The organism is Microcoleus sp. T3_A4, assembly GCF_036700465.1.
In the GTDB taxonomy this organism is placed as follows: Bacteria; Cyanobacteriota; Cyanobacteriia; order Cyanobacteriales; family Microcoleaceae; genus Microcoleus.
Map to the genome: position 1 here is coordinate 82,197 of NZ_JAUBOY010000010.1, position 24,946 is coordinate 107,142.

Sequence of the window (24,946 nt, forward strand, 5' to 3'; positions counted from 1 at the left end):
ACAGTTGACAGTTGACAGTTGACAGTTGACAGTTGACAGATGAATCGCCTGGTTTTTAGGATGGAGATTTATAAACCACCCTAAAAATATTCCTCCGCCATACAGGAGTTTAAACCCCTGAATTTTGACAATCAAAGTCAAGGTAAGCCCAAGTGCATTTAAATTGTATAGTCAAATTTAAGAAAAGTCTTGTGGGGAGTAGGGGTTGGGCCCGAAAGCCCGCCCTAAAAATACAATTTAGATGCCCAACAGCTTAACTCGCATATTGCAGCATTCTCCTGAACAGGCAAAATGCCTGTTCCACCAAGAGTTTTTGACCGCCAGTGGGGCAGTTTTGACTATTTAGAAATCTCCCGGACTACGGGTTTTCCGTCTTGGATTTCGCCGACTAAAACCAAATCTGTACAGTCTACAAACAAACCATTTTCTAACACACCGGGAATGTTATTCAAGCTTTTTTCCATTTCTCCGGGGTTGGCAATGTCATCAAATTTGACATCAATTACCATATTACCTTGATCGGTAATTACGGGGCCTGCTTTTTTCACGCCCATGCGGAGTTCGGGTTTGCCACCCAATTTTTCAATGGCGCGCATCACGGGTGTTAATGCCATCGGTATAACTTCGATGGGGACGCGAAAAGTCGAACCCAATTTATCTACGATTTTAGAACTGTCAACTACTACAATAAATTGAGTGGCGAGGTAATCGACTACTTTTTCGCGGGTGTGGGCTGCGCCGCCACCTTTAATTAAGTTGAGGTGGGGATCTACTTCATCAGCGCCGTCAATAGCCACATCAATTCTGTCAATTTCATCTAGTGTTGTCAGCGGTACTCCGTACTGTTTGGCTAACACTTCTGATTGAAAAGATGTCGGCACTCCCTTGATATCTTTGAGTTGACCGGATTTTATGCGATCGCCCAATGCTTGAATAGTATAAGCTGTAGTTGACCCGGTGCCTAGTCCGACAATCATACCAGATTTTACGCGATCGGCAGCAGCAAAGCCGACTTGCTGTTTCATCAATTTTACGGGATCTTGTTCTGTGGTCATGTTCGGTACTCCTTAATAGTTTTAAGATTATACCATTGAATGAAAATCGGCTTTCTCGATACCTACACCTGGGATTACAATATTGCAACTCCTTACCGCGAACCTTTGGGAGGCACTCAGTCTGCTATTTGTTACTTAGCTGAGGCGTTGGCTGCACAGGGAAACGAGGTATTTTTGCTCAACAATACTTCCGAGTCGGGGATGTCGCACGGTGTTGATTGCAGGCGCAGGGTGGGGGACAAATCTAATTTATAATTGCTGCGATCGCTCGATTTTTTAGTTATAGTTAATATAGCCGGCAAAGCGCTGGAAGTTAAGCGGCTTTTGGGGGAACAAACTAAATTAATTTTGTGGATTAATAACGAACCCGGCTTTGTATTCCTCGAAAATTTTAAGAATGAGCGAGAAATCAATGCTTGCGATGCCTTTGTATTTGTCAGCGACTGGCAGCGCGAGCAATTTTGCCAGCGCCTTGGGAGTTAATTCCATCGCAGTTGTGTTTTAACAAATGCGATTACACCTTGTTTTGCTAACATTTTCCCCGATAATATTTCTATCCTCTCTCAAAAATCTCTGCCGCCCATTCTAGCTTACACCAGCACTCCATTTCGCGGACTCGATATTTTGTTAAAAGTCTTTCCCGCAATTCGTCAAGCTTTCCCCGGAACCACATTAAAAGTATTTTCAAGCATGAAAGTACACCAAATAGACGACAATGATAACCAGCTTTTTTTCGGTCAACTTTACCGCCAGTGTCAGGGAACAGAAGGCGTCGAGTACGTCGGTTCCATACCCCAACCCGAACTCGTCCGGCAACTGCGTTCAGTTGCGGTTTTAGCTTACCCGAATACCTATTTGGAAACCTCATCTATTGCGGTGATGGAGGCGATGGCCAGTGGTTGCCGGATTGTGACGAGTGAATTGGCAGCTTTGCCGGAAACAACTGCTGGATTTGCCCGTCTAGTTTCAATGTCAGGGGTGGAAAATTTTGCATTGATCACTAATTAGAAGCGGGCGGGCAAAGCAGATTGGGAGGGATATACAAGGCGGTTTTCAGAGGCCGTAGTCCGAGTTTTAAATGAGGCCAGGGGTGCGGGCGGCGCCACTGCTGAAAATCATCGGAGACAGCAGGTAGAATATATAAATCGAGGGTGTACTTGGTCTGTGCGATCCCGATAGTGGGTAGAATGGCTGAATAGTATTAGTGTAAAACCTGTAAGAGTGGCAGAGCAAATGATCGGGAATTCTTTAGTAGGTTTAGAGGCAGTGAGAGATTATTTTCAAAAGGGAAATTGGCTGAAAGAGCGAGGTGATCTCGGTGGCGCAATCGAGAACTATCAGAAAGCTTTAGAGTTTAATCCAGGAGATGCAGAAGTTCATAAAAAGTTGGCGGAAGTTTATGTTTTGCAAGGAGAATTTGAAAATGCGATCGCCTCTTGCAATCTTGCTCTTAAATTCAAACCTAATTTTGCTGCCGCTTACTTGACAATGGGCAATGCCCTGCACAGTCAAGAAAAGCTGGAAAGGGCAATTGAAGCTTACTTGCAAGCTTTAGAAATTCAGCCGGAATTTGCTGAAGCCAGCGCGAATATCGGCAGTATGTATTACAAGTTAGGGCAATTGGAACAGGCGGCAAATTATTACCAGAAAGCTCTGGCGATTAATCCTCAATTGTGTTCGGTCAATATGATGCTGGGCAGCGTTTTGCAGCAGCAAGGAAAGTTAGATGCAGCCATTGCTTGCTATCAAAAAGTGCTGCAACAGCAACCGGAAGATGCCAGCGCTGCTGAGAAACTATCGAGTTTGATCGCACAAAAAGAGCGGGAAAATACTGACAGCAACTTTATTGAATTAGAAACAGAATCAGGGGAAGCGCAACCAGTATCTGTCAACAAAGATGAAGGCTACGGCTTGCAGCCTTCGAGCATCAATTTGCCGCCAGCCCCCACCACTGAGACTTTAAATACTCCCTTTACAAACCCCGCCGAACTTTCCGAACAAGTTACCTCGCTCAACGTTCCAGATAGCGGACAAGTTGCCAATTTTGAAGAAGTAGAACCGTACAATAAACTCGCCGAAAACTTTTTAGTTCAAGGTAAAATTAAAGAGGCGATCGCAGCTTGTCAGCAAGCGCTAAAAATTCGACCGGATTTCATCTACGCTTACGTCACTTTAGGCAATGCCTTGCAAGCAGGAGGCAAAACTGAAGCTGCAATTCGATCGTATTCTCAAGCCCTAGAATTGCAGCCAAATTTTGCGGAAGTGCGCGCCAATATCGGCAGTATGTATTTCAAAATGGGGCGTTTGGAAGAAGCGATCGCCCATTACCAGCAAGCCATTGCCCTGAGTCCTGATTTAGCGGGAGCTCACTGGAATTTAGGGAAAGTATATCACCAACACGGCAACATCGAAGCTGCGATCGCCTGTTTTAAAAGAACATCCGAACTCAACCCGCAGCTAGTCGGTGCAGACTTCCACTTTAACTTAGGTAATCGGCTTTTCAGCCAAGGAAAGCGCGAGGAAGCCATCGAAAGCTACCAAAATGCGATCGCCATTAAGCCGGATTGGGCAGAAGCTTACGGTAACATCGGCAGCGCGCGATCGCAACAAGGCAATCTCGATGCTGCCATCGCTTACTATCAGAAAGCTGTAGCTTTAAAGCCGCATTTAGAAGTTTTGCACTTCAATATAGCCAATTCTTTTTTACAGCAAAACAAGTACGACGAAGCAATTACTAATTATCAAAACACTCTGAAAATAAAGCCCGACTGGCCGGAAGTTCACGCTAACCTCGGCAGTTGTTTTTCCATGCAGGGGCGGCTGGAAGAAGCTTTAGCCAGCTATCAGCAAGCTTTGGGATTAAAACCGAATTGGGCAGAGGTTTACTGCCGGATGGGACACATTCAGAAACAAGATAAGCCGTTGGAGGCGATCGCCAATTTTGAAAAAGCGATCCAATGCAACCCCAAATTTAGCGAAGCCTACCAACAACTGTGCGACTTGCTAAGCCATTCCACCAACCTCGCCGGAGCCCGTAGCATAGCCGACAAATACTGCGAAAACTGTGGCGAAAATGCCCCAATCATGTCAGCTACAGCCTACGTCTTTTCCTACCTGCAATCAGGTGTCAGCCAACACGCAATTCAAAAACTCGAAGAAATCGAAAAACTCTGCTACGAAAAGGTCGAAACCTTTAGTGTTATCGAACTAAAACTGCTCTACGAAATCTTCCTGTTTGCAGTTTCTCACCTGCGAGACAACCGCGAAAAGAATGCCAGCTTCTACAGACTAATTGCCAAAGAATACTACCAAAAAGCCGTCCCTAAGCGCCAAGACATTAACAGAATCAACTTAGCAAATTACCAAACAAAAGAACAGCGTCCTTTAAAAATAGGCTTTCTTTCCAAACACTTCCGCCGCCACTCAGTAGGCTGGTGCAGCGAAGCTCTAATTCGCGAATTAAGCCACATCACCCCCCACGTGCACCTTTACGTCACCGGCAAACTCCACCGAGATGAAGTTACGCAGCGGTTTGAAGACATGGCGGGCAAGTTTTACTGGCCTAAAAAATATCCAAACGGCTTTGCTGATGGCGGTGAAATCTTCGCCGAAGTAGCGCAAGACAACTTGGATGTTTTGATAGACTTAGACTCGATGACAGTGCCAACAAATGTGGAAGTGCTGTATCAATATCCTGCGGGTATTTGCGTTTCTTGGCTAGGATTTGACGCACCCTACATTTCAGATAATCACTACTTTCTCTGCGACGAACACACTCACCCCCCTGGTGTGGAAAAAAATTACTTAGAACAGTTAGTAAGATTGCCTGCTTGTTCGGTAGCAATTGGCGCACTGCAAAGCATTCCTGTAAATCGAGAGGCGATTAGAAATGCTCTGGGAATTGGGTTGGATCAAATGACTTATCTGTGCGTTGCGCCAGGGAGAAAAACTAATCCCGAAATGGTACGAGCTCAAGTTCAAATCCTTAAGGAAGTACCAGATAGTGTGTTAATCCGCAAAGGTCAAGGCGACCCCGATGTTATTCACAGCACTTACCGCCAAGAATGCGAAATTCAGGGAGTAGATTTTGCTCGGATTAAGTTTATAGGGCAAACCCGAAGTGAAGAAGAACATCGGGCTATTTATTATGTAGCCGACGTGCTTTTAGATTCCTATCCTTACAACGGCGGGACTCACAATTTAGAGGCTTTGTGGGCGAATTTGCCAGTGGTAACTCGATCGGGCGACCAATATCTTTCGCGCATGGGTTACGCTTTTCTGAAAAGTGCAAATGTTGATGTTGGTGCGGCGTGGACTTGGGAGGAATACACGCAGTGGGGAGTTAAGTTTGGTCGCGATGCGGGTTTCAGAAATGCGGTGAAAGAGCATTTAGTAAAATCTAAACAGCCAGAACATCTCGCACCTTTGTGGAATCCTAAAAAGTTGGCTGAGGATATGTATGAGGTGTTTCAAAAACTGTTAGCTAAATAGGTAGGGAATTGCTATAGGAATTCCTCATTACTTGTGAACTCCTTCCTACCTCTCTTCTCTTCCTCTGCGCCTCTGCGTTCTCTGCGGTTCAATAAAAAAAGAGAGCTTAGGTAGAGAAACGTGGTTTCTGGATATTTGTACGCTACTCACGGTAAAGTTTTGTAAAAAAATCCGTGGAAATGCGTAAAAATTCCGCGCCGATTCTGATAGATAAATAGCTGATTCATAGTACCGCGATCGCACTAACTTTATGCCAGTTAGGGCGATCGTTTTTTTGTGGTGCTAGAATTACGCACAAGTTAAAGTTGCGTAAATTTTTTGACAGCAGGTAGAAAAACGATGACACTCATCAGTAAATTTGCTAGGCTTTCACATTATAAAACTCAGCAAAATCATCTACCTTTAGGTACATCATGCCCAATCTTACCCTCTACGACGCGATTACCAACCTTCCAGCAGGAACGCCCCCCGGCATAGGGACGCCCAACGCCACCGCCCTTGCTTACGGACAAATAGCCCCGCCCGGTACGGCACTTCCCGCCCCTTTCCCCCCTGCTTCTCTGGCTACGGGTGCGTTTACGCCAAACTCGACGGGTATCAATACTCGTACCATCTACACTCCTAATAGCAATGCTGGCTATGCGGGTTACAACAATTACGATCCGCAATCGCTACTTACTCCGACACCAGCGATACTGCCGCCTTTCACCACCTCCACATTAGACCGCACCGCTGGTTATACGATATCTTTTAATGCAGCAATTCCCACAGAAACTAGCAACCCCAACCGCGCGGGTTTTAGTGTCACAGCTATTAGCAGCGACGGCTTGAACGGTTTAGAATTGGGTTTTAAAAATGGCAGAATATTCGGTCAGTCAGCAAATTTTCAAGAGTCTGAAACAGTTAATTTTAATACCGCTGCTAATAACAATTATGTCCTGAAAGTACAAGGCACTACTTACCAGCTTTTTGCTAATAATTCCGCCGCCCCAATCCTAACAGGGCCGCTGCGTCCAATTCAGTTTAACCCCAATCAAACTTTTCCTCCTTTACCTTTCAATCCTTACACATTGCCGAGTTTCCTATTTTTTGGGGACAATACTGACCAGGGAAGCGCTACATTTCGCTTGGGCAGGATAGCTGTTAATGACTTGCCTGTTGCTACTCCAGACAATGCGGTAACAACTGTCGGCACTCCTAATATTAAAATTCAAGTCCTGACCAACGATACGGGCGGCACAAAAGCACTGAGAGTGCAGAGTGTTACTCAACCAACAGGCGGCACTGTTACTGTTGATGACTGGATTTATGCAGGAGGAAATTTCACGAATATCGGCGGGCAGCCACGCAATTATATTGCCCGATTGTACGGCAGCGACGGCACGGCAGATCCTACTTTTAATCCCAATGCGAATAGTTGGATCTGGGCGATCGCGATCGATGCTAATGGGAACCCAGTAGTAGGGGGCGAATTCACCAATATCGGCGGGCAGCCGCGCAACTATATTGCCCGGTTGAACAGCAGCGACGGCACGGCAGATCCTACTTTTAACCCCAATGCGAATAATAGTGTCAGAGAGATCGCGTTCGATACTAACGGCAACCCAGTAATAGGTGGCTTTTTCACCAATATCGGCGAGCAGCCGCGCAACTATATTGCTCGACTCAACAGTAGCAACGGCACGGCAGATCCTACCTTCAACCCCAACGCTAATTATTATGTCAGGGAGATCGGGTTCGATGCTAACGGCAACCCAGTAGTAGGGGGCGAATTCACCAATATCGGCGGCGGGCAGCCTCGCAATTATATTGCCCGGTTGAACAGCAGCACTGGGTTGGCAGATCCTACTTTCAACCCAAATGCGAATAATAGTGTCCTCGCGATCGCGATCGATGCTAATAACAATCCAGTAGTCGGGGGCACTTTTACCAATATCGACGGGCAACCCCGTAACAATATTGCCCGGTTGAACAGCAGCACTGGGTTGGCAGATCCTACTTTCAACCCCAACGCGAATAATAGTATCGCTGGGAGCGTGATCGATGAGATCGCGATCGATGCTAACGGCAACCAAGTAGTAGGGGGCCTTTTCACCAATATCGGCGGGCAGCCACGCAATTCTATTGCCCGGTTGAACAGCAGCACTGGGTTGGCAGATCCTACTTTTAATCCCAATGCGAATAATAGAGTCATAGCGATCGCACTTGATGCTAATAACAACCCAGTAGTAGGTGGCCCATTCACCAGTATCGGCGGGCAACCGCGCAACTATATTGCCCGGTTGAACAGCACCAATGGCACAGCAGATCCTGCTTTTAACCCCAATGCCGATAGTACAGTCTTTGCGATCGCGATCGACCCCAAACGCAGCATTGTCTACACTCCTAAGCCCACTTTCAACGGCCTCGACACCTTCTCCTACACAACTACCGACGGTTACAGTACCTCAACATCACAAGTCAGCGTCCTCGTCAACAATTCCCCAGTCTTAGACAACTCGGGCACGCCTAATTTAACAGCGATTAATGTAAACGAAACCAACAACAGCGGCACATTAATATCTGCTATTATCGGCAGCAGCATCACCGACCCAAACGACGCCATTTCCCTTCGTCCGAGAGGCATCGCTCTCACAAATTTAGATACTACAAATGGCAGTTGGCAGTATACGACAGACGGCACAAATTGGAACAATATTACTACTGTTCCTACCGCTGCAACTGCCCTGTTGTTAGCAGCAGACGCGACAACTCGCCTCCGGTTCGTTCCCAATAGCAACTACACCGGAACAGTTACTGACGGCATTACCTTTAATGGTTGGGATAGAATTACCGGCACTAACGGCGGCACGGCAGATGTGACAGGGGACTTAGAAAATAATGGCGTTTCTAGTCCTTTTAGTACAGCCAGCGAAACAGCCAGCATTACAGTTAGTCCTTTAGCTGCTATTACTAATATCACATCAGATCAGGCAGATGGAAGTTACGGCATCGGTGCAGTAATTCCCATTACCGTCACATTCAGTCAACCAGTTACTGTTACGGGTACGCCGCAGCTTACCTTAGCCACAGGCGGTGCAGGTACTGTGATTAATTATGCCAGTGGCAGCGGCAGCAATACTCTGACATTTAATTACACAGTCACAGCAGGCAATAGCAGTCTCGACTTAGATTATACCTCCGCAACTGCCTTATCTCTCAACGGCGGTAGTATTAGGAATTTGACTAATGGTGATGCTGTCTTGACTTTGCCGAATCCGGCTGCTGCTAATTCCTTGGGTCAAAATAAGGCAATAGTAATAAATGGCATTGCCCCAACTGTAAATCCGACAACTATTGCTGATATTACGGTCGCGGGGGGAACCACTCAAGATTTTACTGTTACTTTTAACGATGATAGCGCGATCGATGTTACAACTCTAGACAGTTCTGACTTTTTAATCAATTGGTCGGGCGGTGGTATTCCTGTTAACTTTGTCAGTATTGATACTAATACGAATGGCTTGACGCGGACAGCTACTTATTCATTTACTCCGCCTGGGGGAAGTTGGGATATTGCAGATAATAATCCAACTTACAGTATTAATCTGCAAGGTAATCAAATTCAAGATACTGCTGGGAATCCTGTAAATCCTACGATTTTAGGAACTTTCAGCGTTAATATTACCGCGCCAACTCCCACCCCGACTCCCACACCAACTCCCACACCAACGGAAACTCCGACTCCCACTCCCACACCAACTCCCACACCAACGGAAACTCCGACTCCCACTCCGACTCCCACTCCGACTCCGACTCCAACGGAAACTCCGACTCCGACTCCAACGGAAACTCCGACTCCGACTCCAACGGAAACGGAAACTCCGACTCCGACTCCGACTCCAACGGAAACTCAGACTCCAACGGAAACGGAAACTCCGACTCCGACTCCAACGGAAACTCCGACTCCGACTCCAACGGAAACCCCGACTCCGACTCCAACCGGAACACCAACTCCGACTCCGACTCCAACGGAAACTCCGACTCCGACTCCAACGGAAACTCCGACTCCGACTCCAACGCCAACGGGAACTCCGACTCCAACGCCAACGGGAACCCCGACTCCGACTCCAACGCCAACGGGAACCCCGACTCCGACTCCCACGGGAACACCTACTCCAACGCCAACTGGAACACCAACTCCGACTCCGACTCCCACGGGAACACCTACTCCGACTCCGACGCCAACGGAAACTCCGACTCCAACGGAAACTCCGACTCCAACGGAAACTCCGACTCCAACGGGAACACCGACTCCCACGCCAACGGAAACTCCGACTCCGACGGGAACACCGACTCCAACTCCAACGGAAACTCCGACTCCGACGGGAACACCGACTCCAACTCCAACGGGAACACCAACTCCGACGCCGACCCCAGCCGGAACGCCTACGCCAACGCCCACTGAAAGCGATTGCATTTGCGATACTATTCCGCAGCCCAATTTCAACCAACCCAATCAAGTTGACAATATTATCAACAGCAATGGTAGCGGTGAAATTCAGTTTGGCACTGCAGGAAATGATGCTTTTTACGGCAGTCCAAATCAGAACCTTTTCGATGGGAATTTAGGCGACGATAACCTCTATGGCGGTGAAGGAAACGATATCCTTTACGGGAACCGAGGCAATGATTTTATTGACGGGAACAAGGGAGATGATATCCTTTTTGGAGGAAAGAATAATGACATCATTTTTGGTGGTGAAGGTGAAGATATTATTTTTGGCAATCGTGGCAATGATTCCATAAATGGCAAGGAAGAAAACGACTTAATTTTTGGCAATGAAGGTGCTGATTTTATCGACGGCGGTAAAGGTAATGATTCTGCATTTGGTGGCAAAGGTAATGATATTGTGTTGGGTGGCAAAGGCAATGATCTTCTCTACGGCAATTCGGGCAGCGATACTATCTGCGGAGGTGCTGGCAAGGATTTTTTAAGTGGGAATCAAAGTAACGATTTGCTGGATGGCTGCGAGGAAAATGATACTATCTTTGGCGGGGCTGGTAGTGACACTCTCACTGGCGGTTTGGGCGATGATATTTTAATCTCCGGTTTGGGGGATGATACTATAATTGGGGGTCTAGGAAATGACACATTTGTGTTAGAAAGTAACGGCGGATTTGATATTATTTCTGATTTCACGAAAGGGCTGGATGTGCTACAATATAAAGGCGGAACTATTGGGAATTTGGCAATAACTCAAATTCCAGAAGGCTCTTTAATTAGTAAAGCAAATGGGGAACGGTTGGTTCTGTTGGTAGGAGTGGAAGCTAGTGCGATCGCACTTAGCGATATCACTTTACTTTAGTTATTGGTTATTTGTTGGTTATGAGTTAGGGGAAACAAATAACTACTCACCAACAAGTAACAAGTAATAAGTAACAAGTAACAACTACTCATTAATAGCCACTCGATCGCGCCCGCCAGACTTAGCTCGATACAGTGCCTTATCCGCCGCTTCAATCAACATTTTCGGGGAGTTTTGACTTTGCGAAACGCCCGCCACTCCCAAGCTGAGAGTCACACAATCACTGACAACAGACTTGATGTGGGGAATGGCCAATGCTTTGACGCGGTTGCGGATTGCCTCCGCAACCGCCTGTGCAGCGACGACATCCGTATTTGGCAAAATTACCCCAAATTCCTCGCCACCGTACCTAGCAGCCAAATAGAGGCGTTCTGCGGGTGCCTTTGTGCAAGCATCCCCGATCGCCCGCGCCACTTGCTGCAAACAAGCATCCCCGGCTTGGTGGCCGTAATTGTCGTTGTAAAGTTTAAAACAGTCAATGTCGCACAGAATCAAAGATAGCGGTTCCGAAGAGCTCGACTGCTCCCATTCTCGGTTGATCACCTCGTCAAAACGGCGGCGGTTAGCTAGTTGAGTCAGACTGTCCAAATTCGCCAACCCGTCCAACCGCTGGTTGGCCGCAGCTAGCTGCTGGTAAAGTAAAGATTGTTCGATCGCGATCGCAACTTGAGTACCCAACTGACTCAGCAAATCCACATCAAACTGCTGCCACTGGCGGGGTGCCGAACAGTGGTGGGCAATCAGCAAACCCCACAACTTCGGCACTTGACAAGAACCGTTACCTTCCCTAGGTTCTATGCCCTGCTGGACAATCGGCACCACCAAATTTGCCTTCACCTGACAAGTCTCCAAAAACTTAAGGTGACACTCGCTCAAATTAGAAGCATGAATATCCTCTATGGCGCGAATGCGGCCCTTTAAATACTGTCCGATGTAAGTATTGGCAAAACAGCAATCGTCAATTCCCATCCCTTTGAGTGGCATCCAGCCTTCTGCAACCGACTCCACCACCACATCTCCGTTCCAGTCTGGTCGGAAGCGGAAAATCAGCACGCGATCGGTTGCCAAAAACTCCCGCACTTCCGCTACTGTAGTGTTGAGAATATCTTGGAGATCCAGAGAAGAACGGATGCGCGATTGAATCTGCCCGATCAGGCGTTCCCGTTCTATTTGTTGCCGCAGCGCGACTTGGGCTTGCTTACTTTTAGTAATGTCCCGACCTTCCGGCAGCAACAATACTATTTTGCCAGTTTCATCCGCGACAGGTTTGAGAGAAAAATCAACAATTGCCGTCCGATTTACACCTTGAACTTCCACTTCATAGCGGACAAATTCACCTTGTGCCGATCGAGAAATCGCCTCCTGCAACTGTTCCTGAACTTCCTCAGAATCTCCCCACCAAGGCAATAGCCAAAACGGTTTATTAGCCACATCCCGCAGCTTAATTCCCGCAAAATCCAGAGAAGTTTGGTTAGCTTCCAGCAGAGTGCCGTCCGGTTTCAACAAGCTCACAAATTGGAAAGAAGAATCAAAAATTGCCCGAAAGCGCCTTTGAGAATCTCCCAACATTGCCGTCACCTTTTCGCGAGAGGTAATATCGCGGAAGCGCCACACCCTGCCAATAATATTTTGTCCGACTCTAATTGGCTGCGTGTAGCGCTCAAAAGTGCGGCCGTCTTTAAATTCTAGAATATCGCAACCTTCCGACTCCGCATCACTATAAAATTCTTTAACTCTCTGCAAAAAAGCCCTCGGATCTTTCACTTGCTTAGTGAGAAATGCCAGCCGCACCGTTCTATCCATTGAGTTTCTAACTTCTTCATAAATCCCCCACATTTGAACTAACTTTTCGTTATAACTAATCATTTCTCCGGCGGTAGTAACGGCGAGAATGCCGTCTGCCGTTGCTTCTAAGGTAGCGTGCAGCAAAGAGCGCGATCGCTCTAATTCTGCAGCGGTCAATTTGCGTTCCGTGAGGTCTCGGACTGCTTTCACCTGTACTAAACGACCTTCCCAAAATACGAATTTGCTGCGAACGTCAGCAGGAAAAGCAGTTCCATCTCGCTTAAGAAAAATAGTTTCACAGACTGTATTGCTGGCTGCTGAAATCATTTGCGGCGCCTGTTTGTATGATTTCGGCGACAGTAGTTCCAGCAAGCTCATTCCCACCATTTCCGCCGGTTCGTAACCGAAAAGTTGGGCAAAATTACTGCTGACGCTCAAAATTGTGTCGCGGTCAGCCACGGCAACTGCTTCAAAATAAGCTTCGCATTCGAGCAAGCGCGCTGCTGAGTAACTGCTGCCATTTTCGCCCGAGGAATAGCTGTTGTTAATTAGCTGTTGCAATTGCGTATTTGCCGAGTACAAAGCGGTCATGGCTTGCCTGTACATAGCAGTACGTTTTTCGACTTTTTGTGCGAGGCGATCGCGATATTCTCGCAGTTCTCTTTCGACTTTAATTAAATCAGTAATATCTACTGCAAACACGATTACACCAGCGACTTTACCTGTTTCATCACGGTAAGGTATTTTATCTGTCCGCACCCAGCATTTTTGACCAGAAACTGTTGGTAGCAGTTCGACTTGCCCCTGCTTGGGAATGCCGGAATTGATTACTTCCAAATCTTCTAAATAATATTGCTCTGCTTCGTCTGGATAGATTTCATAAAAAGATTTACCTTCTAATTGAGCTGCGGGCAAACCTCTTGATGCAGCGGCGGCTTGATTAATTCGCAGCAGGCGACTTTCGGTATCTTTGAGCCAAATCATCGCCGGCACGGAATCAAAAATAATTTGCTGTTCTTGTTGCTGCAGGCGTAGTTCTGCTTCTGCTTGTTTTCTTTTAATTATTTCTTTTTGCAGTTTTTGATTAGCTTTTTTGAGTTCAGCAGTGCGTCTTTCTACTCTTTCTTCTAGTTGATCGTAGTATTGGGTCAGCAAGTTTTGCTGCTGTTCGTGCCGCATTGCTTCTAATTTTAACTTTTCGCTAGCTGACAAACTTGAGGATACAAAATCTGCTAATATTTGGGTAAATTCGTGTTCTTCTTCCGTCCAATCACCGTCGGAACCCTGGCGTTCGGCGCTGACTATTCCCAACCTTTGACCTGCTAGCATAATCGGTACGTTTAACAGGGAGGTCGTTGCCTGATCGAGCAAATAAAGGCCGACAAGTTCTCGTGTTCTGGGGTCATTTTCTGCTGCCACAGTAGCGATCACACTTGCAGATTTTAAAGCTTGAAAATATGCCGGACAGTCGGATGCTGTGATGATGATTTGTACGGAATGGAGTTTAGTATTTTGTTCGTAAAGGTCGATACAGTGAAGCTGCGTTTTGTCTTCGCCATACAGCCAAATACTAGCTCGATCGCAGTTGACAATACTGACAGCGGTTTCTGTTACTTCGCGGATGAAGTCTTCTATATTGTTGCGTTGTTTAAGTTGACTTTTGGCTAATTTTGCGATCGCCAAAGTTGGATTGCGCCAATTTCCTCTCTGGTTGGGCGGCATGGGTGACTGCGAAGTGGCCTTAATTTCTTCGCAAACTAACAGTACAGCCGGTCGTTGGAAATTGGCAAGTGAGCGACCCTTGGTATTTTCATCTATTTTCCAATCTACCGCCGGCATTGGTCGCGCTGTTGCTTTTACCCTAATAATCTTGCCGTCTTTGCAAGTCAAGCAGCCTTCCCAACAGGCAATTTTTGGAGTTGGCGTACCGTTTTCCGGCTGGGCCAATCCGGCAAATTCTGCCTGCATTTTCCCTTGCTCTTGGCAGTAAAATATGTTAAAAATTGAATGACAAATTAATTCCTGCGATTTGTAGGCGAGGCGAGACGCGCCGAATTCATTTAGCGAAAAAACTCTTCCCAAAGCATCTAGAACGAAGTAAATGCCCGGAAAATTCTCGTAGAGAGTTCCATACCAATCTTGTTCGACTTGTTGGCTGCACGAAAGTTTTGCTGTCGCGAACTCGCCGTCCGTGTCGAGCAAGTGAGAATAGTTGGTTTCGGGGTTGCTTGAATTACTTTTTTTAGCAAACACTTTTAGCTTAACTCGACTGTAATTAATTTTACTTTCTGGAATTTAACTTTTTTGTGAAACTAAATTAAACCTGTTGTTTGAAAAAAGTTACAAGTTGTAACAAAAATACCACTTGTCCAGCGTGCTGGTTTTCGCTTCCCCATCCAACCACTGTGTTTATTTGTAGCTGGTACACGGTCTGCAGACGATATTTCCCGCTAGTTGCAATGCCAGCAGGTTTAGCTGCAATTACCCGGTCTGTACTTTTAGCATCCTAGACAATAAAAAAAACCGGCAATCAATGGTTTTAAGTATATATGATAACACTCAAATACTTAGTATTGGGACTGACCTACTTCGGATTCGGTTTGGGATATTTGCCGGGGCTGCGGATGAACCGGGCGGCGGTTGCAATTATCGGGTCAGCTTTTGTGGTGGCTTTGGGGATACTCGACCTGAAAACTGCTTGGGAGGCGATCGACCCCAGTACGATGTTTTGTGTTGGGAATGACGATCGTGAATATAGTTAATTTGACTGTTTAATAAATATTTATAATACTTGAGTTAAGTAAATCTTATAATGCACAATCGGCCACGGGCTTTAGTCCTATAGTTTATACTTAATCTTGTGCAGCAAACGCTAAGGAGGTAAGAAAGAGTGACTACCCTAAAACCCGCTGCGAAACCCAGACTTAATTCTGCGTTCAAACAACTGATGTCCTTACACTGGGTAATGTCAGCTTGCTATTTAGTGCTGTTTATTACCGGTACGTCTATGGCTCGATTGCCGGGAGAATTGTTTATTCGAGGCCCCCTTTACGATTTTCACAAATCCGTAGGAGTGCTGACAATGGCTTTGCTGACTTGGCGGATTTTAACTCTGCTCCGTGTATGGTGGAAAAAATATACGAAACGCCTGCCAAAGTTTACGAAGGAATGGTACAAAAATTTTGCTCTGCACGCAAGTTTGTACGTTTTTATGTGGCTAGTTCCGGTTGCTGGTTTCTTGCTTTCTAACTCTTACAAAAGTAACAATGTGAAATTTTTCGGAATTCTTTTGCCGGAGCTGTTTCCGCAGAATTCCGCAATGGTTGATCTGGGAAGGAGTTTGCATTTTTGGCTGGCGTACACATTTTTAGCGTTCGTGATTTTGCATATTTTAGATCAGAAGAAAGTTGTGAAAGCTAATTGGCGTAGGTTGACAAATTTTGTTCGCACTAAGTTCGCAAAGTCTCAAAAGGTTGGATAAATTAGGGATAAGATATTATTATATCTCAATTGGTATTGATAAATTTACTGCAAAACTGGCTATTTTTCACGGCGATATTTAGCGCTAGTTGCAATGCCAGCAGGTTTAGCTGCAATTACCCGGTCTGTACTTTTAGCATCCCAGACAATGGAAAAAAGCGGCAATTAAGGGTTTTAAGTATATATGATAACACTCAAATACCTAGTATTGGGACTGACCTACTTGGGATTCGGTTTGGGATATTTGCCGGGGCTGCGGATGAACCGGGCGGCGGTTGCAATTGTCGGGTCAGGTTTTGCGGTGGCTTTGGGAATACTTAACCTCAAAACTGCTTGGGAGGCGATCGACCCAAATACGATAGTTTTTTTGCTGGGAATGATGGTCGTTAATTCCGCTTTGGGAGCATCGGGTTTTTTTCAACTCGCTTTGGAGTTTTTAACTCGCTTTACTCGTTCTCCTTTCGGCATTATGGTGGCCGTTACTTTTGGCAGCGGCATTCTATCGGCATTTTTTCTCAACGACACTACTGCTATTTTGCTGGCTCCTTTAACACTGAGTCTGACTCGCTCTTTGTCTCTCAATCCTATCCCTTATCTTTTAGCTTTAGCCGGAGGAACTAATTTAGGTTCGGTGGCGACTGTGAGTGGGAATCCGCAAAATATTCTCGTCGGTTCTTTTTCGGGAATTAGTTATTTAGAATTTGCAGGCTCTCTCGCCCCAGTCGCTTTAATTTGTTTGCTGGTTCAAGTAGCTTGGCTATACTTGCTTTATCCAGAAGTGCGTTCTTGCAAATCTTTGCCGGAGGTTACTCAAGTCAGGTATCGCTTATTCAAGCCTTTACTAGCAAAAAGTTTGTGGGTGACAGCAGGACTTTTGGTAGCTTTTTTGGCGGGAGCATCTTTAGCAGAATCTGCCTGGATAGCTGCCAGTATATTGTTAATTACTAGGCGCGTCAAGTCCGATCGCATTTTGCAAGGCGTTGACTGGAATTTGCTAGTGATGTTTGCGGGATTATTTGTAGTGACTAAAGCAACTCAACAACTCGGTTTGTTGGACAATTTAACTAATTTGACTAATACGCCACTGAGTTTGTTGGGAGTAACGGTTATTCTTTCTAACTTAATTTCTAACGTACCCGCAGTGTTAGTTCTGCAATCGGTGATTGTCAAAACAGATACACAAGCTTGGCTGTTGTTGGCGGCGGGTTCTACTCTGGCGGGGAATTTAACTTTGTTGGGTTCTGTGGCTAATTTAATTGTAGCCGAAGTTGCAGGAAAATCAGGCGATCGGCTGACTTTTAAAGAACATTTGCGGTTCGGGCTGCCGCTGACTTTCTTTACTTTGGGAATAGCTTATTTTTGGCTGTACTAAAAGAGGATAATCATAACGCTATGATGCTCCTACAATTAAATTTTAGCTTTGGGCTTTTACCTGTGCGAACTGGATTTGTTTTTCATGAACCGCAGAGGGCGCCGAGGGCGCAGAGGGGAGATGAGAAGAGAATAAATGAGATAAAAAGATGTAGGTTTATAGCCTATCGCAGATTTCGGTATCATACAAAATCCGGGAAATAAAACCCCTTTATCCTCCGATGGCGTATGCTATAATGGGAAAAAAAATATCACCAAGTCATGAGATATGATAATCTTCAGCGATTCTAAAGATATCTATTATTTAAGGAACTATCATCCTCTTAAGTGGCAAGGCGAAGAGAATGATTGTTTTGATTACTTTAGTGAAAAAATACTTGAATTGAAAAACAAAGAAAAAACAAGTATGGATTTCTGGTTTGAGGAGCTAAAAAAGCATTTAAAGATGGATGAGAGCTTTGCCATTGCTGTAGTCCCTTCACATTCGTCAGGTAATCAAGTATCGGGTATCCATCTAGTAGCCCAAAAATTAGCTAAATCTCTCCCAGAAAAAATCACTGACGCAACTCTTTGCTTAATACGAGTTAAAAACATCGATCGATTATCTACAGGAGGCAATCGGGAACTCGACATTCATTTTGAATCAATGAAAGTAATCAATTTAGAATTGATTCAAAATAAAAATGTTCTTTTGCTCGATGATGTATCAACGACTGGTAATTCTTTACGCGCAGGCAAAGAGTTACTTCTGAAAGCAGGTGCTAGTACAGTGAAATGTGTAGCTCTCGGAAAAACAGTCACATATTATGATTTTGATGATTTAGTTTACGAAAAGATTGGTAGGGATGCTAGTGGCTGTTTCCATGCTATAGACTACTGGGAAATTGAGGAACACGAAAAAATTTGCAGGGATGCAGAAGAGTCTCACTTTTGTACTTGTCAAGAAGCTGAAGACCTACAAAAACAAATAAAAGATGAGGTAGAGTATGCTCGCGATGCTATAGACTACTGGGAAATTGAGGAACACGAAAAAATTTGCAGGGATGCAGAAGAGTCTCACTTTTGTATTTGTCAAGAAGCTGAAGACCTACGAAAACAAATAAAAGATGAGGTAGAGTATGCTCGCGATCAAATACAAAGAGGTGCACATTATAGTCACCTCGAATTATGTTTTATACTAAATCCGGGTTAGATATCCCTGTTATGACTCGGCGGTTGAAACCGCGTCCACACGAACAAAATCTGCAGTAAGGGCGACTAAGAGATAAAGGGGGTAAGAAACCCGGATTTGGTATAAAGTCTTTAGGTCTCTGTTTGGCGCACAACTGCAAAACTCGCGATTTTCCAAGGCTCTATCTTAAATCCTCCTTCTTCTGGCAGCTTTTTCGACAAATTTGCAGGTCGTTCTAACAAATCAACTGGCTCTACAATCTCTAATCCCAAATCACTCTTGAATTCTAGCACAGCCTCCTTCCCCTCGGATTCGCAACACCGCAAAATCCACACATTAGAATCCTCTTCCGATTGTTTGAAAGCCATCAAAACTAAATTGTCGGCAGACAAATCCAAGAATTTACCAACTGCGGGTAAACTCTTGTTTCGATTTTCTCCCGACTGTGGCAACACCTTTACTAGCAGCGGCAAATTCAACTCGTAGCCCTGTCGAACAGTACCTGCATCCTGCCAATTTCCGCTGTGGGGATAGACTCCACAAGTAAATTCCGAAACTCCTACATCTGCTTGTTCATCCGGCCAAGTCGAACCCCGAAGCAAAGTCAGCCGAATTTGATTTGGTTGAAGGTCGCAACCGTATTTGCAATCGTTGAGCAAACTCACTCCAAAACCGTCATTGCTGATATCAGTCCAGCGCAAAATCGGCACTTCCCATTTCGCTTTTTCGGCGGGTGTTTGCGGCTTGGTTGTGCGCTGAATCGCACCGCCGGGAATTTCGCAAGTTGCCAAATCTGCTTCTACATTTAACCCAAAGGCTGCTTTTACTAAAACGTGAGTTTCTTGCCAATCTGCAACTGTCTTGATTTTCAGCAGCGGCGAACCTATTTCTACTATATAATCTTGGCAAAACTCCGATTTGCCAATTTGTCGGACTACGCGCAAACTCTGCCGTATTTCTCCCTGTGCTATCCAAGAAATATCTTTGAGTATCGGCGCTGCTAGTTGATGTTTTTCATAATTTGGGTCTATGTTCCAAGCATCCCAATATTGGCCGCTGTCTTGAAATGCTTGCAGTTGATTTCCGCCTGCTGCATTCAGGACTTCTCGGTTATTTAGTTTATCCCAAATGCTGGATAAATTCCCAGTTTTGCCGTCTACTGTTGCCCGAATAAATTCATTTTCTAGAACCATTTGTGCGGCTGCAAAAGGCGTTTCTTGACTAGCTGTGTTTTTTTGTGCTATACCGTATGTAAGTTTTGATAACTCTGTCTTTTTTTCGGTTTCTGGACTCGCGGACGCATTATCCACAGTTTGAGGCTCTTCACGACACAGCCAAAACACCTGGTAGCCAACGGCGGGGAGATTATTTGCCCAGAATAACAGTGTAGATTGCGATTGCGGTCGATCGCCCTTGACAATCTGTGAAGCCAATCGCCGTCGGGAAAAATCGTAAATTTGCCAAGCTGAATCAACAGAATCGGGAAGCGGTACGGCGACAACCTCAGAGCGCGACCAATTGAGAGTATTGAAAATCAAAATCGGTTGAGCGTCGGGCTGCGGAGGATTCGGCAGAGAAATTTGAGCCGAGATTGCATCCAAAGATTTTAGCAGGATTTCGCGACAAGTGCGATCGACCTCGGCAAAGGCTATATTAGCATCGGCGTAGACTTGGGCGATCGCAGAACCGGGCAAAATATCGTGAAACTGGTTAAACAAAATTTGTTTCCAAGCAGATTCTAATTCTGATTTCGGATAAACCGCACCAGTACAAATCGTTGCCAGCGAAGACAGCAACTCCGCTTGGTAGAGCAATTCTTCGCAGCGGCGGTTTTGGCGTTTTTGGTCGGCGCGAGTCGTGTAGCAACCCCGGTGGAATTCTAAGTAAAGTTCGTCTTTCCAAATGGGGAGAGTGCGCGAAATAGTTTTGATTTGTGAGATGGGAGGATTTGCATCCGAAATAGCCGACAACTTTGACAATTCTCGCGCCTGTAAATTCTCCTGATTCTCGGATTCGGGAACATAACTTTCGGATTTAGTTCCCACAACTTCCGGCAAAAACTGACTCTCAATCAAAGACAAATAATCAACCGCTTTCGCAAACTCCAACTTCGGGAAAAAAGGCGACATTTTCCAGCGTTTCGCCACCTCCAACATATCACGAGTCGGGCCACCGCCGTGGTCGCCAACCCCAGGCAACCAAAGAGCATCTTGCAAATTAGTTTTAGCTTGCCAGTCAAAAGCATAACTTGCCATTTTCACAGATTCTATGCCTTCACCAATTGGAGGAGACATCATACTAAATATTTTAGTACCGTCCAACCCTTCCCACCAAAACGCACCGTGGGGAAATTCCGTTGTATCATTCCAACGCAACTTTTGCGTCACAAAATATTCAACTCCACCTTGTTGCAAAATCTGAGGTAATTGCCACCCAAAACCGAAAGTATCCGGTAGCCAAGCCACCCGCATCAATTCCCCAAATTTTTCTTTTGCGTAACGCTGTCCGTAAAAAACTTGCCGCACCATTGATTCAGCGGAAATCAAGTTTAAATCCGGTTCTACCCACATCCCGCCGACAACTTCCCAACAACCCGCCGCCACCTGTTTTTTAATCGCAACAAATAAGTCCGGGCGATGTTCTTCCATCCAAGCATAAAGTGCGGGAGTTGAATGGCAGAAAATTAAATCGGGAAACTCGGATTGCAATTTCAATACCGACTCAAAAGTTCGCTTTGCCGCTTCCCAAGTTTCCGGGACAGGCCACAGCCATGCTAAGTCTAAATGAGCGTGACCGACCAAATAGATTTTACTTGTATATATAGATGTCAGCTCACCACTTTCTCCTATATATATAGATGTAGAATTGCTATTTTCTCCAACCTCAAAAACATCCTCCCTTATTCCTCCCTCTGCGGACTCTGCGGCCTCTGCGGTTCCCCGATCTAAATCCCCAGAAAAAGATGTCAGTTCACCACTTTCTCCTATATATATAGATGTAGAATTGCTATTTTCTCCAACCTGAGAAACTTCCTCTCTTCTTCCTCCCTCTGCGCCCTCTGTGGCCTCTGCGGTTCCCTCATCTAAACCCCCAGAAAAAGCCCGCAGATATCCCAGTAAATTGTGCCGCAAAACAGACAGCGAGCGATCGAACTTTTCGCGATCGCCCACCGCCGACCAATCAATCAAATCCATCGCCAAATCAATCTCAGATTTCAGCGTTTCCCCCTTGACAAACAGTGGGCGACTTGCTATTGTTTCAGTGGAGAGGTATTGGGAATTTACATTTTCTAAATTTCGATTTAGCGAATTCTGCAAAATCTCTAATTCGGCAGCCACAAAACCCGGATCGAAACAAGAAGAGTCCGCAGCTTCGTACAAACAAATCGATCGCACTAAAGCACCGTTATCGTGACCCGGACTTACCAACCGCAAAATTACTAAAAATTCATCTCCGGGATTGGCCGACGAACTCAACAAAACTCGATCGGCAAAATCAAATAAATCTCCCTGTCCGACTAACTCGCCGTTGACAAAAATTTGAGCATCTTCCGCCCACCAAGTCAAGCCCAGTAGCAACCGCAAACCAACGACAGGATAGCCGTGCAAATTGTCAGGAATTACAACTTGCTGACCCAAATACAAAACTTGCTTCCCCGACGGCCAAGCAATATGTCCTTTGCCGTTAAGTTCGGCAATCGGCTTGTTACAAATATTTACTGAAGAGACAGCAGAGTCAGAATCGCAGTACCTCCAACCAGACTGAACCTCCACTTGGCTGAGGCGGCGCAACTTCTCGACAGTGGCAGAAATATTGTTGCTAGCAGGTGACACAGAAGCGCTCATATTTAGCTAAACTAGGAATTGTGTATTAATCAAAAATCGGATTGAACCGCCCCGACGCAAAGGACGCGAAGAAATAAAGGTTTCAGAGGGTTTGAAGCTGCGATTAAGATCTCGCTTTGATTTTACAGCAATATTCAGCAATTCCGGCGCGAATCAAAAATCTGAATTCAAGAATAAAACTTATGTCCAACGGTTACTACGGCCCCTACCAAAGCCGACTATTAAATTTTATATCGAAACAGTCCCGCCAAATCGCTGACAATTGCGATCGAACTTGGCGTCAAATTAAAGAAACAACTCTCACGGCTACCCAAATTCTGCTTTATCCAGCTTATTTGCTTGTGCAAAGTTCCCGAATGCTGGGCCGACAGTTGCGGGAATCAAGTCACAAAGTAGATTTACCGGAACTGCAAGAATTTGGCGGCGACGAAAACCCCGATTTGCCACAAAATTGGTATCAGGGGGAAGTTTCCGAGGAAAGTTCGATCGCCGAAATTTTGCACCTAGCCGAAAATTTACTAACCTCGTCGCAAACCGCGAAAACTTTAGCCAGCTTCCCGCTGTTAATTAATCAGGGAAATACTGCTAGCGATTTACCTCCGGCAATCACTTTTAAGGGACAAATCACAAAGCATCAAACCACTTCCGTCTTAGAACATCCGCTTGCTAAAACTGAATTAAAACCGCAACCCAAAGTTGAGGGAATTGCCAGTTTTATCCCAGCCCGCACTTTAGTATTAGTCGGAAAAGAAAATCAGATATTAGATATTTTGACACCCGAACAGCAAGAACTGCTCGAAGGTCGCATAACTTGGGAAATTGCCAACGGCGGGCCCGAACGGCGGGAAATTACCCAAAAAGAATTAAAATTTAATCTCGGTTTGGAGTCGGCAGCCAAAAAAGCGCAGTTGCCGCCGATGCGTCGTTTTTGGGAATTGATGGCCTGGCTTCAGACGAGCCCGGTTGCTCTCAAAAGAAATCAGTTTGGAGAATCAATCCTCGCAGTTAAAAAATCGATCGACCGCAATGCCATCCTAGTCCAAAAAGCCCGCGCCCAGATTGAATCAAAAACCGCACAGCAGTCAATTGCGGCATCGAATTCGATCGACCACAATACCCCAAAACTAGAAACTAATTTTAACAGAAAGTTTGATCGACCCCCTAGTCCTCTCTCCTTTGTTACATTACTCGATCGCGCCGCCGTCAACCTCGAAGAATTTACCCTCCCCCCCTCGGTAAAAACAACCCCCGCACCCACAGAAAACCCCGGAGTCAAAATTGACACCTCGGGCACCGAAACCAATTTAGATTTGTCCGCCCGCGACATCCTCGAAAAATACGCTCGAAACATCGAACAAGTGATTTGGTCGTCAGTAGACCACCTCCTGGGCAAAGAAACGGCTGCCAGCGATAATACGGAGAAATCCGTCGCTATTCAGTATTATTTGAAACAGCGACAAGAACAAGAAAACACGCAAATAAGCCAAGAGGTCGATCGACCGTGGCTGAATTGGCAAGACTTATTTGGGGAACCAGCACCGCAGCATTTAATAGAGGAAAGTTCCGCGCCCGTGTTATCACAAAGCAGTCCAAAAGTCAAGCAAGAAATTGCAGAATTAGGAAAATTGTCAGAAGGTCGATCGACCGCAGTCTCAATATCCCCATACCCCGAAGCACTTCACCGCCTGCTGGGGCAGCTAAAACAGAGCTTGCTGACAAAAAGCCCAACAAGTCAACCCCAAACACCATCTGATTTATCTGATTTAGCAGTTACTCACAAAAATAGCTCTGCACTCGCAGCAGAATCAACCCCAGGGCGTGCACAGGAAACCGAAGTGCCAAAAAACACAAACCCGAACACCCGACAAAACAACCACTCTCCAGCAATCACCGCCCAAACTACCAGATACACCGCCGCAACCCCCCCCACAGCAGAAGCCAAAAATCCCAGCCCAGGCGTCCCAGCAGAAGACGACTACTTAGAAACAAAAGCAGAATCGATGGGATACATTAAGCACCCCCTAGAACAAGTGCTCGAATGGCTCGATCGAGTTATGCTGCGGCTAGAAAACATCGCCGAGCAACTCTGGAATTGGGCAAAAATCAACTTGCCCAAAATCCTCAAAAGCAAAGATAAAATTGACTAATCTTTAGCTTATGATAAAAAAGTTGCGGCAACAGCAGCAAATCAGCTCAGTATTATGCCATCTTTGGAGACTCCCACAGTGCTAACCCTCAAAATCGTAGTTAATGTAGTTGTCCTATTTTTTGTTTCCCTGTTTGTATTTGGATTTTTGTCCAATGACCCAGCCCGGAACCCCAACCGCAGAGACATGGAATAAACAAGTTATCTCGCCCGCAGAGTAGGGGCGCGCCACCGCAGCCCCTGCAACAGCCGAC

Annotated in this window: 14 protein-coding genes; 11 read left to right on the forward strand and 3 right to left on the reverse strand. The window is 45.8% G+C overall.

Annotation, left to right across the window (positions count from 1 at the left end):
* Positions 1 to 338: 338 nt before the first annotated feature.
* Entirely contained in the window at positions 339 to 1,055 is a 717-nt protein-coding gene (gene rpiA / locus QUA07_RS07975) for a ribose-5-phosphate isomerase RpiA (RefSeq protein WP_333105598.1), read from the reverse strand.
* 39 nt (positions 1,056 to 1,094) lie between these two features.
* Here rpiA and QUA07_RS07980 point away from each other — a divergent pair, with 39 nt between their 5' ends.
* From QUA07_RS07980 to QUA07_RS08000, 5 genes are all read left to right on the forward strand, one after another.
* The gene (locus tag QUA07_RS07980) at positions 1,095 to 1,310 is read left to right on the forward strand and encodes a hypothetical protein (protein WP_333323924.1); all 216 of its coding nucleotides are present in this window, start codon (positions 1,095 to 1,097) and stop codon (positions 1,308 to 1,310) included.
* Complete coding sequence (locus QUA07_RS07985; RefSeq protein WP_333323926.1) at positions 1,311 to 1,538, forward strand: hypothetical protein; 228 nt, start codon at positions 1,311 to 1,313, stop codon at positions 1,536 to 1,538.
* A 99-nt stretch (positions 1,539 to 1,637) separates the two neighbouring features.
* Complete coding sequence (locus QUA07_RS07990) at positions 1,638 to 2,063, forward strand: glycosyltransferase (protein WP_333324005.1); 426 nt, start codon at positions 1,638 to 1,640, stop codon at positions 2,061 to 2,063.
* 213 nt (positions 2,064 to 2,276) lie between these two features.
* Entirely contained in the window at positions 2,277 to 5,546 is a 3,270-nt protein-coding gene (locus QUA07_RS07995) for a tetratricopeptide repeat protein (RefSeq protein ID WP_333323928.1), read from the forward strand.
* 413 nt (positions 5,547 to 5,959) lie between these two features.
* A complete protein-coding gene (locus tag QUA07_RS08000; RefSeq protein WP_333323930.1) occupies positions 5,960 to 10,894 on the forward strand; it encodes a choice-of-anchor Y domain-containing protein in 4,935 nt (1,644 codons plus the stop codon).
* Between the two features lie 84 nt (positions 10,895 to 10,978).
* Here the strand turns inward: QUA07_RS08000 and QUA07_RS08005 are convergent, their stop codons facing one another.
* Positions 10,979 to 14,932 carry a PAS domain S-box protein gene (locus tag QUA07_RS08005; RefSeq protein WP_333323932.1) on the reverse strand — a complete coding sequence of 1,318 codons (3,954 nt, stop codon included), beginning with the start codon at positions 14,930 to 14,932 and terminating at the stop codon, positions 10,979 to 10,981.
* Positions 14,933 to 15,228: 296 nt separating this feature from the next.
* On the opposite strand from QUA07_RS08005, the gene QUA07_RS08010 reads away from it, so the two are divergent.
* From QUA07_RS08010 to QUA07_RS08025, 4 genes are all read left to right on the forward strand, one after another.
* Positions 15,229 to 15,441 carry a hypothetical protein gene (locus QUA07_RS08010; RefSeq protein ID WP_333323934.1) on the forward strand — a complete coding sequence of 71 codons (213 nt, stop codon included), beginning with the start codon at positions 15,229 to 15,231 and terminating at the stop codon, positions 15,439 to 15,441.
* Between the two features lie 128 nt (positions 15,442 to 15,569).
* Positions 15,570 to 16,160 carry a cytochrome b gene (locus QUA07_RS08015; RefSeq protein ID WP_333323936.1) on the forward strand — a complete coding sequence of 197 codons (591 nt, stop codon included), beginning with the start codon at positions 15,570 to 15,572 and terminating at the stop codon, positions 16,158 to 16,160.
* Positions 16,161 to 16,343: 183 nt separating this feature from the next.
* Entirely contained in the window at positions 16,344 to 17,531 is a 1,188-nt protein-coding gene (locus QUA07_RS08020) for an anion transporter (protein ID WP_333323938.1), read from the forward strand.
* Positions 17,532 to 17,798: 267 nt separating this feature from the next.
* On the forward strand, positions 17,799 to 18,722 hold the full coding sequence (locus QUA07_RS08025) for a phosphoribosyltransferase (protein ID WP_333323940.1): 924 nt from the start codon (positions 17,799 to 17,801) through the stop codon (positions 18,720 to 18,722).
* A 110-nt stretch (positions 18,723 to 18,832) separates the two neighbouring features.
* On the opposite strand, the gene QUA07_RS08030 is transcribed toward QUA07_RS08025, so the two are convergent.
* Positions 18,833 to 22,546: an alpha-mannosidase gene (locus QUA07_RS08030; RefSeq protein WP_333323942.1), complete on the reverse strand. Its 3,714-nt coding sequence runs from the start codon at positions 22,544 to 22,546 to the stop codon at positions 18,833 to 18,835.
* 182 nt (positions 22,547 to 22,728) lie between these two features.
* On the opposite strand from QUA07_RS08030, the gene QUA07_RS08035 reads away from it, so the two are divergent.
* Positions 22,729 to 24,693 (forward strand): hypothetical protein, encoded by a 1,965-nt coding sequence (locus QUA07_RS08035; protein WP_333323944.1) that lies wholly within the window; start codon positions 22,729 to 22,731, stop codon positions 24,691 to 24,693.
* Positions 24,694 to 24,771: 78 nt separating this feature from the next.
* Complete coding sequence (locus QUA07_RS08040) at positions 24,772 to 24,888, forward strand: photosystem II reaction center protein I (protein WP_106151135.1); 117 nt, start codon at positions 24,772 to 24,774, stop codon at positions 24,886 to 24,888.
* The last annotated feature ends 58 nt before the right edge of the window (positions 24,889 to 24,946 follow it).

What these genes read in the sequence shown, in the direction of transcription:
- rpiA (WP_333105598.1), bottom strand. Translation starts at nt 1,055, where the DNA reads ATGACCACAGAACAAGATCCCGTAAAATTGATGAAACAGCAAGTCGGC.
- QUA07_RS07980 (WP_333323924.1), top strand. Translation starts at nt 1,095, where the DNA reads ATGAAAATCGGCTTTCTCGATACCTACACCTGGGATTACAATATTGCA.
- QUA07_RS08000 (WP_333323930.1), top strand. Translation starts at nt 5,960, where the DNA reads ATGCCCAATCTTACCCTCTACGACGCGATTACCAACCTTCCAGCAGGA.
- QUA07_RS08010 (WP_333323934.1), top strand. Translation starts at nt 15,229, where the DNA reads ATGATAACACTCAAATACTTAGTATTGGGACTGACCTACTTCGGATTC.
- QUA07_RS08020 (WP_333323938.1), top strand. Translation starts at nt 16,344, where the DNA reads ATGATAACACTCAAATACCTAGTATTGGGACTGACCTACTTGGGATTC.
- QUA07_RS08025 (WP_333323940.1), top strand. Translation starts at nt 17,799, where the DNA reads ATGATAATCTTCAGCGATTCTAAAGATATCTATTATTTAAGGAACTAT.
- QUA07_RS08030 (WP_333323942.1), bottom strand. Translation starts at nt 22,546, where the DNA reads ATGAGCGCTTCTGTGTCACCTGCTAGCAACAATATTTCTGCCACTGTC.
- QUA07_RS08035 (WP_333323944.1), top strand. Translation starts at nt 22,729, where the DNA reads ATGTCCAACGGTTACTACGGCCCCTACCAAAGCCGACTATTAAATTTT.